Consider the following 16,435-nt stretch of genomic DNA (forward strand, 5'->3'; position numbering starts at 1 on the left):
CGAGGAGGTTGGCATGGAGGCGGTGCTCTTCTGGGTGTTCGCCGTCCTTGCCCTGGCCGGGGCCGTACTGGTGTTCACCTGCAATTCGATGGCCCGCGTCACCTTCGCGCTGCTGGCCTGCCTCGCCTGCGTCGGCGGCGTGGTGGTCGTGCTGGGCCTGCCTTATCTCGGTGTCGTCATCGTGTTGATGATGGTCATGGAGATGGTGATCATGGCCGTGTTCATGATCGCGTACATGATGAATCCCGCCGGTCTGATGCCGATGTCGATGCTGCACAACAAGCGCGGCGCGTTCGTCATCAGTACGGCGGTGTTCGTGGCGATGGTGTCCGGGATCTGGCTGGTGCCTTGGTCGCACCGGTACGGAAACCGCCCCGCGGACACGACGTTCCAGGTGGGCGAGTCGCTGATGGGTGACCAGATGCTGACCATGATCACGCTCGGGGTCGCGCTGCTGGCCACGATGGTGGCGGCCACCGTGCTGGCCACCCATCGCGGGCGCTACGACCGGTTCGGAGACGAGCTGGACCGGCGCCCGGCGGACGACCCGGCCGGCGGAGGGGTGGGCCGATGACGTTGGAACTGGTGCTGATGCTGGCCGCGGGACTGTTCTCGGTCGGCCTGTTCGGGGCCCTGTCCCAGCAGTCCATCGTGATGATCATGATGGGGATCGAGCTGATGATCGGCGGCGTCATCGTCGCCGCCGCTGCCTTCTGGCACTACCTCGCCCCCGCCACGGCGAGCGGGCAGGTCGTCGTGGTGGCTGCGGTCGTCGCCATGGCGGTGGAGATGGCCATGGGGTTCGCCGTCGTCACCGCGATCTACCGGGCCCGCCAGGTCGACATGACCGACATGGCCGAGGACCTCAAGGGATGAGCCGATGAGCGTACTGCTGGTGATGCTGGTCGCCGTGCCGCTCGGCTCCGGCACCCTGCTCGGGGTGACCGGCCGCCGGTTCAACCGCCTCGTCCCCGCTGCCGGTCTCGCGACAGCCGTCGCCACCCTGGGCCTGGCGATCGGCGCGGCGGTGCAACGACGTGCGGCGAGTGCACCGCTGTTCACCGGGATGCGTGCCGGGCTGGCAGTGGACGGCCTGTCCGCCGTCATGGCGATCACGGTCCCGGCGGTCACGACCGCCGTCCTGGCCTTCTCCGCCGCACAGTTCGACGAGACGGCCAACCGTGGCCGCTTCTTCGGGCTCATGCTGCTGTTCGCCGGCGCGATGCTCGTCACGGTCACGGCCACGACGCTGCCGCTGCTGCTCATGGCGTGGGAGGTGATGGGCGCCATCAGTTGGGCACTCATCGGTTTCTGGTGGCAGGAACCGGACCGGGTGCGCGCTGCTGACACGGCATTCCTCACCACCCGCACCGCCGACCTGGGCCTGTACTTGGCCGCGGGCGCCGCTCTGGCCGGCGGCGTCGGCTCGCTGCGGCTGGACGCACTGTCCGGTACCGGCGGGGCGTGGCTGCACGTGGTGACCGGCGGGGTTGTGGCGGCCGCATTGGGCAAGTCGGCCCAACTGCCCTTCTCCTTCTGGCTGTCGCGCGCGATGGAGGGACCAAGCCCCGTGTCGGCACTGCTGCACTCGGCCACAATGGTCGCCGCCGGGGCCTACCTGCTGCTGCGCCTCCATCCGCTGCTGACCGCCACCGCTTGGGGCGGGCCGCTGGTCTCCTGGACCGGGGCCGTCACCGCGCTGGCCTTGGGGGGCGTGGCCGTGGCGCAGACCGATCTCAAGCAGTTGCTGGCCGCGTCCACCTGCGCGCAGGTCGGCTTCATGGTGCTCGCCGCCGGCAGCGGCGGAATCGCCGGCGGAACCGCGCAACTCGTCGCCCACGCCGCGACCAAGGCGGGACTGTTCCTGGCCGCCGGGGCCTGGCTGACCGCACTCGGCACCAAGCACCTGCCGGCGCTGCGCGGTGCCGTCCGCAAGTACCCCTTGGTCGGTGCCGCGTTCGCCGTCGGTGCGCTGGCCCTGGCGGGGCTGCCCCCGCTGTCGCTGTGGGCCACCAAGGACGAGGTCCTCGCCGCCGCGTTGGCACGCGAGCCCGCACTGTACGCCGTGGGGCTGGCCGCCGCGGCGGTGGCGGCCGTCTACAGCGTCAAGGCGCTGTGGTACGTGACGCGTCCGCAGCCCGCGGACGCCGCAACCGGATACGACACCGAGCAGCGCGGCACCCGCAAGGTCCCACCGGCGATGGCCCCTTCCCTGATGGTGCTCGCCCTGGGCGCCGCCGTGCTTGGCGTGCTGGCTCTGCCCGCTGTCGCCGACGCACTGCGCTCGGCCCTCGGGGTGCCCGGTGAACCGTCCCCGCGGCCGTGGGAGCTGGGTTTGTCCGCCGGCGTGGCGTTGGCCGCCACGGGACTGGCCTGGTGGTGGCAGCCGCGCACCGGTCCCGCCACCGGTGCGGTGGGCCGATGGGCGGCGGGGTGGCTGTGTCTGGAACGGGCGGCGCACGCCGTCGTCGTCCGTCCCGTGTTCGCCCTGGCTCGCGCGCTGGCCGCCTTCGACGACGGCGTCGTGGACGGCACTGTGCGGCAGGTGGCACGCGGCGGCCTCACGGCGGCCCGGCTCGCCGGGCGGGTCGACGACGGCGGTGTGGACGCACTGGTGCGCTCCGTCGCCGCGGGCGCCCGCAGCCTCGGCCGGTGGGCGCGCCTGCCCCAGACCGGACTGCTGCACCAGTACTACGCCCAAGTAGCGGTCGGCTTCGCCGTACTGACCCTGATCGTGCTGTTGGTGAGGTAATCCTTGTGCTGACCGTCGTCGCTTTCCTACCGATGCTGGCGTGCGCCGCCTTGTTGCTGACCCCCCACACCGTCCCGGACCGGGCCTGCGTCTGGGCGTGGATCGCCACCGCCACCGCCGATCTTGCCCTGGTCATCGCGCTCTGGGTCGGCTTCGATGTCGGCGGCGGCGTGCAGTACGAGCAGCGTGCCCGCTGGATCCCCGGCGCCGGGGTGGGCTACCACGTCGGCGTCGACGGCCTGTCTCTGCCCCTGGTGGCGCTGACCTGCGTGCTGTTCCTCGCCGTCGCCGTCTACTCGCTGCGCGAGACCCGACGGGTCCGCGCGTACGTGTCCCTGTTCCTGTTTCTGCAGACCGTCTGCCTCGGCCTGTTCATCGCTTTGGACCTGATTCTCTTCTTCCTGTTCTTCGACCTGTCCATCGTCGGCATGTTCTTCGTCATCGCCGGCTGGGGCCCCGGCGAACGGGCTCGGGCGGCGGCGCTGAAGTTCTTCCTGTACACCTTCGTCGGCTCCCTTGCCCTGCTGCTCGGCTTCATCGGCCTGTATCTGGCCGTCACCCCGCACACCTTCGACATCATCGACCTCACCCGCAGCAACCCACTGGCCGGCCAGGGCACCTACGCGGCACTCGTGCTGCTGGCCATCGGAGTCGGCCTGGCCGTCAAGACGCCGACCGTGCCCTTTCACACCTGGCTGCCACCCGCCCACACCGATGCCCCGGCGGCCGGCTCGGCGATCCTGGCCGGAGTTCTGCTGAAGATGGGCACGTACGGCTTCGTCCGCATCGCCATGCCCCTGCTGCCCGGCAGCTGGCGCCAATACGCCTTGGTGTTCATCGTCGTCGGCGCCGTCTCCGTCATCTACGGGGCGCTGGTCGCCCTGGCCCAGACGGACTTCAAACGCATGATCGCCTACACGTCGGTCAACCACATGGGCTACGTCATCCTCGCCATCGGCGCCGCCGGAGTACTTGCGGGCACCGACGCCCAGGCCCGTTCCCTGGCCGTCACGGGAGCCGTCACTCAGATGGTCAGCCACGGCCTGATCACCGGTGCCCTCTTCCTTCTCACCGGCGTTCTGCATGACCGGGCCGGGACCTATTCCATCGACGCCTACTCCGGACTCGCCACCCCTTCGCCCAGGTTCGCCGCGCTCACCGCCATCGCCGCCTTCGCCAGCCTCGGCATCCCCGGATTCTCCGGCTTCATCGCCGAATTCCAGATCTTCGCCGGCAGCCTCGCCTCTCAGGCCACCGCGACTGCCCTCGCGCTGACCGGCATCCTCATCACCGCTGCCGTGTTCTTGCGCGCCCTGCGGAGCATGTTCCTCGGCCCGACCCGCCTGCCCGGGAGCATCAGCACCCGCGGCTTCGGCGACCTGGCCGCCGAAGAGGCCCTCTCCATCGGCCCGCTGCTGGTGATTGCCCTGGTCATCGGAGTCGTACCGCGCTTCCTCCTCGATGTCATCGAGCCGGCCAGCCGGGCCTTGGTGGGACTGGTCGCCCGATGAACGAGAACGTCGCCGCCCTTCTGCCCGAGACCTCCCTGACCGCCGCCGCGGTCATCGGACTGCTCGCCGCCGGCTGGCTACCGCGCCGCCGACAGTGGGCTGTCGCGGCTCTGGCCGCCCTCGCGGGCATCGTCGGACTGGCCGCCACCGCCCACACCATGGCCACCGACGGGGAACAGACCGTGTTCTCCCGCGCCTTCGCCGTCGACACCGCCACCGACCTCGGCCGCCTGACCGTGCTCGGCGCGCTCCTGCTGGTCATCGCCATGTCCGTGGAGACCGTACACGGCCACAAGCGCGAGGCCGAGTACTACGTACTGCTGCTCCTCACCAGCACCGGAACGCTCGCCATGATCGGCGCGAACGATCTGCTGATGCTCTTCGCCGGCTACCTGCTCGCCAGCATCCCCGCCTACACCCTGGCCGGATTCGCCAAGGACGCACCCGGCACCGAATCCGCTTTGAAGTACTACCTGATGGGCGCCCTCCTCGGCATCACCATGCTGGCCGGAATCGCGCTCCTGTACGGCGCCGGCCGCACCACCCTCTACCCGGACCTACGCACCGCCCTGCCCACCGCTCCCTACGGACTGGTCGCTGTCGGCCTGGTAGCCGTGCTGGCCGGGCTGCTGTTCAAGGCCGGCGGGGTACCGGCGCACTTCTGGGTGCCCGACGTCACCGACGGCAGCACACCTCCGGTGGCCGCGTACGTCACGACCCTGCCCAAGATCGGCGCGCTCATCGCCGGGTTCCGGCTGCTGCACCAGGCCCTTCCCGACACCGACGTAACCTGGCCGCTGCTGCTGGCCGTCCTCGCCGCCGCCTCCATGACCCTAGGCAATCTCGCGGCGTTCTTCCAGACCTCGGTCAAACGTCTGCTGGCCTACTCCACCATCAGCCAGGTCGGCTACCTCCTCATGCCCCTCGCCGTCGCCACCCGCACCGACCTCGCCCAAAGGGGCCTGCTGTTCTACCTCGCCGCCTACGCCCTGACCAACCTCGGCGCCTTCGCAGTCGTCACCGAACTCCCCCACGCCCGAACGCTGGACGACTACCGCGGCCTCGCCCGCCGCCGCCCCGGCCTCGCCGCTGTCCTCGTCGTCTGTCTGCTCGGCCTGGTCGGGACCCCACCGACCGGCGTCTTCCTCGGCAAGCTCGAGATTTTCAGCGCCACCATCGACGGCGGCTACACCTGGCTCGCCGCCCTCGCCGTCGCCAACACCGTCGCCTCCCTCTTCTACTACCTGCGCTGGCTCGCCCCCGTCTTCCAGCCCGCCCCCGCAGACCAACCCGCCACCACTCACGTCGTCCTGGGGCGCTGGTCCGCGATCACCGCCTACGCCGCCGGCACCGCCTCCCTCGCACTCGGCATCGCAGGCGGAGTCGTCCTGCCCATCACCACGGGACCGCTGCTGCCCTGACGCCGGCCCCGGACGATGCGCGCGCAGGTTCCCTCACCCTCCCACCAAGAGACTCAGCCCAACCCACGGGCGCCCCCGAAGATCATGTGACCGCCGATCCTGAGAGCCCGACAGCGAACCACCTCGCGCCGAAGGCTCCTTCAAGCTCCGGTCGATCGTCAGCGCCCATCCATCGGATGGCCTACGGCCTGTCTCACGGGGAGTGCCCAATAGACGGCGGATCCGATGATCAAGGAGACGCCTGATGAGCGAGACCATCACCGAGCATGAGGCTGCGGAGGAGCCGGTCGTCGAGTCGGCCGCGGAGGGCGGGCTGCTGCAGATCCGCACTTTGATCGTCACGGCCCCTGCCGAAGTGCGCGAGCAGTTCCGGGGCTTGCCCACGGTGGAGCTGCTTGACCACCTGGCCCGCTCCCGCCCCGCCGGCAATCTGGCGGACCCGGCCTGCGCCGTCAGGACGGCTCTGCGGCGTCTTGCCCGTCGTGGCAGACGGTGATGGCCAGGCCGGTCTCGGCTGCGAACCGGGCGAGTTCGGTCTTCCAGGTGCGGGTGCGATACCTGTTGGAGCCGCTGGCATCGGCGGTGATCAGCAGCTGGCCCGCTGTCGGGTAGGTGGCCCGCCCGGTGCCGTTCCACCAGCGGCGGATCGACTCGACGGCGAATGCGGCGGTGTCGTGGTCGGTGCCCACGTTGACCCAGCCGGTGTTCGCGGCGACGTCGTAGATGCCGTAGGGCACCACTCTGCGTAGGGGGTCCAGCGCAGCGGTGACATGGGATCTCCGCGGACGTCGGGCTCGACCAGTGTGAGGAGTGCCTCCCGAACAGCCGGGTTCCGGTCGACGACGCGTTTGCGGCCGGCGCCGGGCCGGCGGACGCGTCGCAACGGGGCTGCTGCGGAGTCGAGTTCCCGCACTCCGGCAGACACAGTGGCCTCGCGAACCCCGGCGGCACGGGCGACCGCTCTGATCCCGCCGTGGCCGAGGGACTGGGCCTCCGCCTATCAGCAGGCGGCGCTGCCGCTGGTCGAGGTGCGGCGGAATCGCCTCGAACTGGACTGCCAGCGCGGCCTGTTGCCCATCCAACCAGCTCATGCCAGACCAACGAACAACCAAGCAGAAAGCCACGAGTTAAAGATCCGCACGCCGTAACACCGATCACATTCGGTGGTGACGGATCGCGTCAGTGGTTACTGATGGTAAGGGGCGCGGTCGGAGGGGTATATGGGGGTGTCAGGCTGGATCCTCGCCCCCGGATGCATCGAGGGTGCCCGCTCGCGAGCTGCGCATTCATGGACTGGACGAACGTGACGCGCGGTCACACCGGATGAGACAGGGCCGTCATCGTACAGACCCGTCCCTTCTCCGGATGGCCCTGCCGGTCGGCTCCTTGTGCCTCAACTGTGCTTGGCCATCTGACGAACAGCCCATCTCGTGAGCGTCGAGGTTAGGGTGGCGCGCGGGATGGTGCTGTGAGGGAGGGGTGTTCGTGCAGCGGATCGGCTCCTACGTGATCGAGGGAGTGCTCGGCGAGGGCGGTATGGGGACGGTGTATCTCGCTCGTTCACGGGGTGGACGTCCGGTGGCGGTGAAGGTTGCCAAGCCCGAGCTCGCACGAGATCCCGGTTTCGGGGATCGGTTTCGGGCGGAGATCAACGCGGCCCGTGCAGTGGGAGGCTTCCACACGGCACCAGTCGTCGATTCGGACGCGGATGCGCCGACACCCTGGCTGGCCACAGCCTACGTTCCTGGCCCGACTCTGGCTCAGCTCCTTGTCGAACAGGAGCCGATGGGCGAAGAGGCATTGCGGAAGTTGGGACTTGCCTTGGCTGAGGCGCTGCAGGCCATTCATGACTGCGGGCTGGTCCACCGTGACCTGAAGCCGGGCAACATCATCATGTCCAGCGACGGCCCTCGGGTAGTGGACTTCGGCATTGCCCGAGCTGTCGAAGGCGCTCGGCTGACCACGACAGGCTTCGCTGTGGGCACGCCGGGCTTCCTTGCGCCGGAGCAGGCCGATGGGCTTCCAGTATCTCCGGCCGCAGATGTCTTCGCTCTGGGAGCCGTCCTGATTGCGGCTGCCGGCGGCAGTGCGTTCGGAGAGGGCCCCGCAGCGACGCTGATGTACCGCTCCGTCCATCACGCCCCCAATCTGTCCGCGCTGCCATCCGCACTGCGCGACATCGTGGCGGACTGCATGGCCAAGCCGCCGCAGCAACGCCCGACTCCCAGTCAGTTGCTGGACAGGCTTGCGTCCCTGGAACAGCAGCGGCCTGCGGTCTATGAACCCACCCTGTTCGCGCCCGCTGTGCCCTTGCCGCTGTCCTGCCCGCCTGCGTCGCCGAACCCGCCTACTGCGGCCGTAGCCGGGGATAGACCGGAGTTCCTAGCCATGGACCATAAGAACGCCGTCATCGCCGACGCAGAAGGCATCTCTCTAGGCGTCAACGGCCGTACCATGGACTTCCCCTGGTATTCGGTCCTGGCTGTCACCCACGCGGAGACTGGCCGGAGTCTTGGCCTGACGGTGACCGTCCACCTCGCTAACGGCACCTCGCAGGTCTGCCGGGTCACCACCCGCAACGAAAACGAGCTGGATGACTGGATTGACCAGCTGAATCTGGTACGCGAAGAGTTCTTGCCGCCGCGCAGGTGAAGTTGTTCCCTTTTCGATCTTGAGCGGTGTCCGTCGAGCGGGAGTCTCGATCGGGTGATTGCGGCTGATGCCGGGTATGAGAACAGGACCTCTTGGTAGTCATCCCGTGCCCTGTCGGTCCCGCCCCGTGGCCGGGAAAAATCGGGGCTGGTGCCCGTCCGGAGGACGTCGATAGAGCTTGGTGCGAACATTGAGCCCGTTTGGTAGTCGGACGCGGGGGCCGAGCGCAGGAGTCCAGTGGTGTTGCCGCGAGCACGCAAGAGAGCTTCTTTGAATCCTGTGGTCCCTGATGGGTGGCCACCGTTACCGGTGCACGCCAGGAAGGGCGGGGCGGAACATGGATGTGGTCGAGGAATGGTGCGGGGGCGCCGACTTGGGCAAGACGGATGTCAAGGTGTGCATCCGGGTCCCGGGCACCGGCAAGCGCGCCCGTTATGAGGTCCGTACGTTCTCCACGATGAACGACGGCCTGCTGGAGTTGCGGGACTGGCTGGTGGAGAACAGGATCGCCCGGATCGGTATGGAGGCGACGGCGTCGTACTGGAAGCCGCTGTTCTACCTGCTTGAGGCCACTGAGGGGATCGAGCCGCGGCTGCTCAACGCCCAGCACATCAGACCGTACCCGGCCGCAAGAGCGACGTGAAGGACTGCCAGTGGATCTGCAAGCTGGTCGAACACGGCCTGGTCCGCCCTTCTTTCGTTCCCCCGCGTGATATCCGTCAGCTGCGGGACCTGACCCGGTATCGCACCGAGACTGTCCGGGACCGGGCCCGCGACGTGAACCGTCTCGCGATGTTCCTGGAGGACACGGGGATCAAGCTGTCCTCGGTCGTCACCGACATCACCGGCCGCTCGGCGCGGGCCATGCTGGATGCCTTGGTGGCTGGCGAACGGGACCCGCAGGTGCTGGCGTCCCTCGCTCTGGGCAGTCTGCAGGGCAAGGTCTCCTTGCTGACCCGCGCATTGACCGGTGGCTTCAACGAGCACCACGCGTTCATGATCGCTTCGATGCTGCGGGCCATCGACGAGGCCGATAACCGGATCTCCTGCCTGAGCGAGGAGATCAACCGCGAGCTGGGGCCCCTACGGCAGCAGGTCGACCTGCTGATCACCATTCCCGGGATCAGCCTGACCCTGGCCCAAATCCTGATCGCCGAGATCGGTGTCGACATGAGCCGTTTCGCCACCGCCGGTCATCTCGCCTCCTGGGCCGGAGTGTGTCCGGGCAACAAGGAATCAGCTGGCAAACGGCTGTCCGGACGCACCCGCCACGGCGATACTTGGCTCAAGACCGCCCTGTTCATCGCCGGCGCCAGCGCCGCCCACATAGCTGGTCAGCGGCCGCCCCGCCAATTCGCGGTGATGTGACAGAACATCCGGTGGTGAAGTCGGCCCGGGGCGCGGTCTCGTCTTTCGATCGAGCCGTTTCCCCGGAGCCGCTTCCCGCACCCGGCGTGCGGCTCTCACCGCACCGGGCGCTCCACAAGTCCCGTTCAACCATGGCCGAGGTGCGGAGAGAGTCTGAACCTCGTCGGGGTCGAGCGGATTGTCAGCAAGGGGCAATGCGACCTTTCCGGTTCCGCCTGGCTCTTCAATCCAGTCGGCGTCGGCGTCGACTGCCCAGATTCGGCAGACCACTCGGCCGGCAACCACGATGAGCAGGCGCAGGGTCGGCCTTCGGGCCGGGGATACGCTCCAGTACCGGCTATCCGCTTCCCACTGGACGGCGTCGGATAGGCCGGTCTCCCCGTAGAGGTGGCCGTCTGAGCCGATTCCGTGCTTGTCAATGGAGGCTGGTCGCGGAGGGCTCGGGGACCGGCTGGGCGGGCATGGCACGGGTGGATCTCATCTGATGCCGGTTGGCGTGTGGCGTCGGCGATCCCCGCTAGGGTTCACCTCTCGTCCACAATTGCTCTCGGCGGGGGTCTTGTTCGTGTCGCGGATTGCTGCTCGTCGTGCTTCGGACCCGGCTCGGATCGGGCGCTTCCGGGTGGTCGGGGTGCTGGGCGCGGGCGGGATGGGCACCGTGTACGCCGCGGTCGGGGAGCGGGGCGAGCGGGTAGCGGTGAAGGCCGTGCACGCCGGGCAGGCCGCGGATGAGCAGTTCCGGGCCCGATTCCGGCGCGAGGTGCAGGTGCTGCGGCGGGTGTCGGGTCCGTGTCTGATGCCGCTGCTGGAGGCCGATCCCGAGGCCGACATCCCGTGGCTGGCGACCACCTACGTACCCGGCTTGACGCTCGGAGAGCACACGGCGGTGCACGGGTCGCTGGCCGGGATCCAGCTGCACCTGTTCGCCGCGGGGACGGCCGGGGCGCTCGCGGCCGTGCACGCCGCCGGGGTGGTCCACCGCGATCTGAAGCCCGCGAATGTGATCCTGGCCCCGGACGGGCCGCGGGTGTTGGACTTCGGTATCGCCCACGTCGCCGACGGCACCGCGGTCACCCGAACCGGCATGCTGACCGGGACCCCGGGCTGGCTGAGCCCCGAGTACTACCGTGACGGCACCGCCGGACCGCCCGGGGACGTCTTTGCCTGGGGTGTGCTGCTCGCCTTCGCAGCCACCGGCCGCCACCCCTTCGGCACCGGCAACGCCGAGGCTGTCGCCTTCCGCGTCCTCAGCGCCGAGCCGGACCTCGACGGCGTCCCCGACGACCTGCTCAGCCTGGTGACGGCATGCCTCGCCAAAGACCCGGGCCACCGGCCGTCGTCCGCCCCCGTGGCGCAGAAGACCGCCGAGCTGCTCGGCGAGCAGGCGACCCAGGTCCTCGGGGATGTCCACGACCGGCCCACCGAGGTCCCGAACCTGATCGCAGCACAGTGACACCCCCCGACCGTCGAAGACCCCGCCTGGCCGGCTTCCGCGATACGCCCTCCCTACAGCCGCGCCCGGCTCATCGTCGTCGCGGCCGCCGTGTTCGCCACGGCCGCCACAGGGACCTGGTTCGCGCTGTCCCCGGACCACGCCTCAGCGCGCGCCACCCACTCCCCGCAGCCGGCCCCGGCCCGCTCCAGTGCTGGCGCCACACCGGCTGCGACCACGTCACCTCTCGCCCCTTCAGCCGTTACCGAGTCACAGACCCCGACCGCCGCGGCGTCGTCCGCGCCGACGCAGACCCAGGTGGTCACCCTCAGCCCCTGGTCCCCAGGCGGCACCCCGGCAACCGGCATCACCATCACCGACCGGGCCAGCGGCTCCTGCTTCGGGACCGCCGAATCCACGATGCGCACCGACGCCTGGCGCTGCACCGCCGGCGACCGGATCCTCGACCCGTGTTTCTCCCCGGACTCCGATCCCTCGGACACCAGCGCGCTGTGCCTGGACGGAGCCCCCGACCGCATGGTCGAACTGTCGGTCCCCGAGGGCTTTCCCGGCAACAACGACCACATGCCGGGCGGACCCGACATCGAACCGATCATCCTCGTCCTGGCCAACGGCGCCCGCTGCTCGTTCGCCGGTGGCGGCACCGCGACGCTGGCGGGACAGCGCCTGAACTACGGCTGCGACAACGGCGGCTACCTGTACGGCTACCCGAACAAGACAGCCGCCGTGTGGACCATCTCCTACGCCGCCCCCGGCAGCGGAGCCAGCGTCTCGACGCCGATCTCCACCGTCTACCAGTAGCGCGCGTGCCTAGCCGGGCAGCGGTCACGGTCAGGGAAGAGCGACGGTGGCTTCCGGTTGCAGTGGTCGAGTGGGCGCGATACTTTTCGCGGCTGGCTTGATCTGGAGAAAGGGAGACGGTGCCGGACAGGAACGTGACGGCGGCTGACGTACGGTCCGTGCTTCGAGCTGCGGGCTACACGCTTCTGCAGGTGCAGCCGCGCCTTGAGAAGCTGTCGAGCTTGCGGCCCGATGTGCTGGCCTGGGCCGCCAACGCCGATGGGGACTTGGCGCCGTGGGCAGTTGTCGAGGTAAAGAGCGGGCGCCTGAAGCGGCCCGAGCTGGCCTTGCCAGGCCTTGCCCGTAGCCGGGACGTCATGGGCACGGTCGACCACTACGCAGTCGTCAACGGCGAGTGGTTCAAGGCCGACCGGGGTGTCCGGTCCTTGGAGCCTGTCGATGGTCCGACCCCTCCCGAGTACGGTGTGCGGGGTCTGCTCACCGATGAGGAACTCGCGACGTCCCTGCTGGTCCAGCGCCTTTGGTACGAGGCCGATCGTCTTCGCGATTCCGGGGCGCATGCCGGCGACGCTTTTCCGTCCCGGACGGTCCTGGCCGAGACGGAGCAGTCCGGTATCGAATTGCCGGACGGCGGGCTTCTTCCCGTGCAACCGGATGTGCTGTGGCGTGCCAAGCGTGCGGCACTGATCGAGTTTGCCTCCCGCGGCAGCTCTGAATCCAGTTCCCACCCGGTGATCGCTTCCGCGGTCGCTGCGCTGGTCGAACAGCGTGTGGCAGGGACTGTCCTGGACCCGTTTTGCGGGACAGGCTCGTTCCTGTGGGCCGTTCTCGACCGTGCCGCCCGTCTGGACATCCCGGCCCGGTTTGTCGGCTACGAGATCAATCCGCGACTCGCCGGCCTCGCTGCGAGTATCGGCAACGGCGCCCCGCTGCCCGTGACGATCGACGAGGCCGATGCGTTTGCCACGGAATTCGTGGGCGCCGACGTCATCATCACGGCGCCGCCTCTTCGCGTCCGCTCATCTGATCACCAGACGCTGTTGGACGGATCGAGGACCACCGACGGTGACGTCGCAGCAGTCGACAAGAGCCTTCGGGCGTTGAAGGCGGGCGGGCGCGCCGTGTTCCATGTGGCGAGCTGGTTCACCTCGTCGGATCGCTATGCGTCGTATCGGACGTTTCTGGCCAATGAGTTTCACGTGGCGGCCTTGATCGGTCTGCCCAGGGGAGCTATGGCCGGCACGGCAGGCACTTCCGTACTTATGACGATTGACAAGAAGGAACCGGCGGAGACGTTCGTCGCGCAGCTCGGCGAGGACTGGGAGAACCAGTTGGAGCCGGAGGGCGCGGCTCTGAGCGCGGCACTCGCGTTCATCGATCCTGCTGCAGCTCCGCGCGGCCTGGGGCAGTCGTGAGTACGTCCCTGGTCGTTGACCTGCGCAGGGTCGGTCCCGGATGGGACCCGGTCAGGCTGGCTTCTTCCGCATTCCAGTGGCCGACCCAAGCACCGCTGGCTTCCCTGCGTGAGCTTGCTTCGAGTCTGCCGCCGGGCACGGTGACAAGGGCTGGTTCGCCCGTCATCACGCCCGTCAATGTGGCGGCGTCAACGGGCGCCATCCGGCGGCGCAGCACCAAGTACCAGGGGAGCGTCTTCGCTGTCGGCCTGCGCGGGCTGCGAAGTGGTGACGTCCTGGTGCCGCCCTCGGCATCCGGCCCGGCACTCCTCATCGACGACCGGCTGAACGGGGCACTGTTTTCTTCCCGGTTCACGGCCTTGCGCCCCCTCGCCCTGGTCGATTCCCTGTGGATCTGGGCCGTACTTAACAGCCGGAGCGGGTGTGCTCGGCGGGCGCTCCTGGCAGCGGGGTCGACCACGGGAGCCGTCAAGGCATCGGATCTGCTCGACATGACGCTGCCGGTGCCGCCTCTGGCGCACGCGCAGATCCTGCGCCAGGCCCTCGCTCAGATCGAGGAGCGAACCCATCGGGCGGAGGCGCCTGCGGAGTCGACATGGTGGGCCACGGCGGATCTTCGTGTCCGGAATGACTGGGCGGTCACGCTCGCGACGCCCCGCCCTGGTCTCCTGGACGACGGCGAGCCTCTCGGCTCCTTCATCCGGGAGCTGGCGCGGTCTCGATCGACCCGGAAAGCTGAAGTGTCTGAGGAGGTGCCGGGAACCCTGCCGGTGGTGGACGTCAGTTCCCTTGCTGGAATGCCGCCCCGCCGGTGGGTTGCCCCGGAGATCTCCGGGGCAACCGTCATCGCTCCTGGAGACCTCCTCATCGCGGGCCTGGGCGACTATTCCTATGCCACCATTGCCCAGCGCCCGGGCGTGGCAGACCCGCATGTCTTCGTCCTGCGCCTGCTCGATCAGGCGCAGGGGCCGGCCCTGGCGCACTACCTCAACGGGCGCGAAGGACAGGCCACCAGAAGGATCCTTCTGCGTGGGTCGACCGTGCCGTCCGTGAAGCGCGCGGACATCGAACGCTTCCCGATCCCCCGAGAAGCCCTCGACTATGACGGCGACGTCGAGCCGGACGTACCGCTGGCCGAACAGCTGGAACAGGTCCTATGGACGAGCTGAGGTGCGAGCTTTCACCGCTTGTGTACGCCGAGCTGTACCGGCTGCTCGCCGCCGACGAGGCACGCCGCGACGTTCTGGAGGAGCGTCTTGCCGTGATCGGCTACGACCACGTGTGGCTTGGCACCGCGGCCGATGCGTACAACGAGTACTGGGCAGCGCTGCTGGAGTCGACCGATGCCGACAGCGTCAGCAGCCTCGCGTTGCCGAGGAACGAGCATGCTCTGCTGGCCACCTGGATCCTGGCTGGGCTGCGCACCACAGGAGAAGACCGAGAGCTGGGCGCCGCGCTGGCAGAGAACGTACTGCAGCGTGCGCTCGCCGAAGTCCCGGGTCTCAGCACACCGCTGCCCCCGGACCTGAGCCCAGTCATTGTCGGATGGACGCGTGCCAGCATTATCGGCTCCTTCTCCTACGAGTGGCCCGTCGCTCCAGCACTGTTGCCGGACGACGCGAACATCAGATCGGCCTTTATCGGGCTCGCGCATCATGTCCTTGTACTGGAGGCCATGGCAGAGCCGTGGCCCGAGATGATGCAGACGTCCACGTACTGGCGCGGCTACGGGATAGCCGAGGCACTCAAGCCAGCCATGGGGGAAGGCAGCCCGGCCATCAACGAGTTGCTCAAAGAAGCGCGTCCTCTGCTTCCGCAGTACCTCAGCACCCAGCTCAACAGTCATTTCAGCCGGTTCGGCCAACGGCGTAACGCACTGTCGCACGTTACGGACGACCCGCGTCGGGAACGTTTCGTGGACGTTGTGACCATCACCCGCGGCTGGGAGCATCTACGCCTGACGGTGCTGGGTTTGACACAGTTCGTCTGCCAGGAGGTTTCCCGGTCCCTATACGACGCGGAGGAGCTGCCAGCGGCCCTGCGAACGATCCGTGGGGGTATCTGGAACGAGAAATTTCCACGGAGTGGCTGACATAGACCCCTCTCAGCCTCGGCTGAGGCACCCGTTTAGAGAAGAGAGAGTGCTGCGATGTTTGCAGCTTCGACTGGATCCTCGTCGGCAGGGACCCCGCGGTCGTCGCCCACCTCGTTCTGACCACCGCGATGAACATCGCCGACGGAGGCGGCATCGTCATCGCTCGCACCGTCCTCGGGCCCTCCCCGTACACCGAGACCGGTCGCGAACGACACCGCGATCTCAGCTATCAACGTCACTGACTACAGAAGCAGTTCGACGAGACTTACGCACCGCCCCCCCAGGACACCACGGTCCGCCTGGAGCGGGGCGATACCGGCGAGATCCCCGGCGGCCTACAGGCCTGCGCGAGCCATGACGGCTGCGACGTGGTTATCGTCGGCCGCCGCGGCAAGGACAGCCGCCTGCGCACGTCCGGGCTCGGTCCAGTCACCCGCCTCCCTCGTCCAGGACACCTGCGATGGCGGTATTTGCTATCGGTGCCCTTGCGGCTGATGGTCCCAGTTCGCCGAATCGGTGATGCCGTGAGTGCGGAGGGCTCTACGATGATTCATCGGCTGGGGTGAGGGCGGGGATTGATGACGACAGCCATTCACGAGCAGTACACGAAAGAGATCTACAACGGGCTCGGCTATTTCGCGGTGTGGATGCCCAACAGCCCGGTCGCGCTGGGCGATGTGGGATTCGTGCGGGGCCGGCGTACGTCGGTGGTCTCCGTGGGCAGGTCGCCGGCGATGACTTCCTGGTCGTGCTCGGGCATGATGCGCAGCTCCGCCTCGCAGTCGTACTCCCGTACGCGCGGTCCTCGACGAGCAGCGGCCATGGCTGTTTGGGGTACTGCGCGACCTCACCGCCGACCTGGGCCACCCCGACCACGCCGCCCGCGTCCTCCTCCACGACGGCACCTTCCAGGCCGCAGAACTCGACAACGCCAAGGCCGTCCGTGAAACCCTCAGCCGCGCCGTCG

13 protein-coding genes and 2 pseudogenes are annotated in these 16,435 nt (G+C 68.5%); 13 read left to right on the plus strand and 2 right to left on the minus strand.

Features of this window, described 5'->3' with window-relative positions; translation table 11 throughout:
* Positions 1-13: 13 nt before the first annotated feature.
* The 6 genes from FBY22_RS10490 (at position 14) to FBY22_RS10515 (ending at position 6,180) form a co-directional block, all read left to right on the plus strand.
* Positions 14-574, plus strand: coding sequence for an NADH-quinone oxidoreductase subunit J (locus tag FBY22_RS10490; protein ID WP_142144383.1), 561 nt, complete (start codon positions 14-16; stop codon positions 572-574).
* Complete coding sequence (locus FBY22_RS10495) at positions 571-876, plus strand: NADH-quinone oxidoreductase subunit K (protein ID WP_142144385.1); 306 nt, start codon at positions 571-573, stop codon at positions 874-876. Before FBY22_RS10490 ends, FBY22_RS10495 begins: the two co-directional genes overlap by 4 nt.
* 4 nt (positions 877-880) lie before the next feature.
* On the plus strand, positions 881-2,752 hold the full coding sequence (locus FBY22_RS10500; RefSeq protein WP_142144387.1) for an NADH-quinone oxidoreductase subunit L: 1,872 nt from the start codon (positions 881-883) through the stop codon (positions 2,750-2,752).
* A gap of 5 nt (positions 2,753-2,757) precedes the next feature.
* Positions 2,758-4,263 (plus strand): NuoM family protein, encoded by a 1,506-nt coding sequence (locus FBY22_RS10505; RefSeq protein ID WP_142144389.1) that lies wholly within the window; start codon positions 2,758-2,760, stop codon positions 4,261-4,263.
* Complete coding sequence (locus FBY22_RS10510; protein ID WP_142144391.1) at positions 4,260-5,684, plus strand: NADH-quinone oxidoreductase subunit N; 1,425 nt, start codon at positions 4,260-4,262, stop codon at positions 5,682-5,684. The genes FBY22_RS10505 and FBY22_RS10510 overlap by 4 nt, the downstream gene beginning before the upstream one ends.
* Before the next feature lie 244 nt (positions 5,685-5,928).
* A complete protein-coding gene (locus FBY22_RS10515; protein WP_142144393.1) occupies positions 5,929-6,180 on the plus strand; it encodes a hypothetical protein in 252 nt (83 codons plus the stop codon).
* On the opposite strand, the pseudogene FBY22_RS10520 reads toward FBY22_RS10515, so the two are convergent.
* Positions 6,167-6,775 (minus strand): annotated as a pseudogene (locus tag FBY22_RS10520) (ISAzo13 family transposase); the annotation flags it as partial. The gene FBY22_RS10515 and the pseudogene FBY22_RS10520 sit on opposite strands and share 14 nt — an antisense overlap.
* Positions 6,776-7,169: 394 nt before the next feature.
* On the opposite strand from FBY22_RS10520, the gene FBY22_RS10525 reads away from it, so the two are divergent.
* The 7 genes and pseudogenes from FBY22_RS10525 to FBY22_RS10555 all read left to right on the plus strand — a co-directional run bounded on the left by FBY22_RS10525 (position 7,170) and on the right by FBY22_RS10555 (position 15,465).
* Positions 7,170-8,336, plus strand: coding sequence for a serine/threonine-protein kinase (locus FBY22_RS10525; RefSeq protein WP_142144395.1), 1,167 nt, complete (start codon positions 7,170-7,172; stop codon positions 8,334-8,336).
* Between the two features lie 337 nt (positions 8,337-8,673).
* Positions 8,674-9,704 (plus strand): annotated as a pseudogene (locus tag FBY22_RS10530) (IS110 family transposase).
* 631 nt (positions 9,705-10,335) lie between these two features.
* Entirely contained in the window at positions 10,336-11,157 is an 822-nt protein-coding gene (locus FBY22_RS10535; protein ID WP_260844780.1) for a serine/threonine-protein kinase, read from the plus strand.
* A 297-nt stretch (positions 11,158-11,454) separates the two neighbouring features.
* The gene (locus tag FBY22_RS10540) at positions 11,455-11,958 is read left to right on the plus strand and encodes a hypothetical protein (protein ID WP_142144398.1); all 504 of its coding nucleotides are present in this window, start codon (positions 11,455-11,457) and stop codon (positions 11,956-11,958) included.
* 119 nt (positions 11,959-12,077) lie between these two features.
* Positions 12,078-13,373, plus strand: a complete 1,296-nt coding sequence (locus FBY22_RS10545) for an N-6 DNA methylase (protein ID WP_142144399.1) — start codon at positions 12,078-12,080, stop codon at positions 13,371-13,373.
* Complete coding sequence (locus FBY22_RS10550) at positions 13,370-14,542, plus strand: restriction endonuclease subunit S (protein WP_142144401.1); 1,173 nt, start codon at positions 13,370-13,372, stop codon at positions 14,540-14,542. Before FBY22_RS10545 ends, FBY22_RS10550 begins: the two co-directional genes overlap by 4 nt.
* Positions 14,530-15,465 (plus strand): hypothetical protein, encoded by a 936-nt coding sequence (locus FBY22_RS10555; protein WP_142144403.1) that lies wholly within the window; start codon positions 14,530-14,532, stop codon positions 15,463-15,465. The genes FBY22_RS10550 and FBY22_RS10555 overlap by 13 nt, the downstream gene beginning before the upstream one ends.
* 634 nt (positions 15,466-16,099) lie before the next feature.
* On the opposite strand, the gene FBY22_RS10560 is transcribed toward FBY22_RS10555, so the two are convergent.
* Complete coding sequence (locus tag FBY22_RS10560) at positions 16,100-16,291, minus strand: hypothetical protein (RefSeq protein ID WP_142144404.1); 192 nt, start codon at positions 16,289-16,291, stop codon at positions 16,100-16,102.
* Between the last annotated feature and the right edge of the window lie 144 nt (positions 16,292-16,435).

The sequence above is a fragment of the Streptomyces sp. SLBN-31 genome, assembly GCF_006715395.1.
GTDB lineage: Bacteria > Actinomycetota > Actinomycetes > Streptomycetales > Streptomycetaceae > Streptomyces.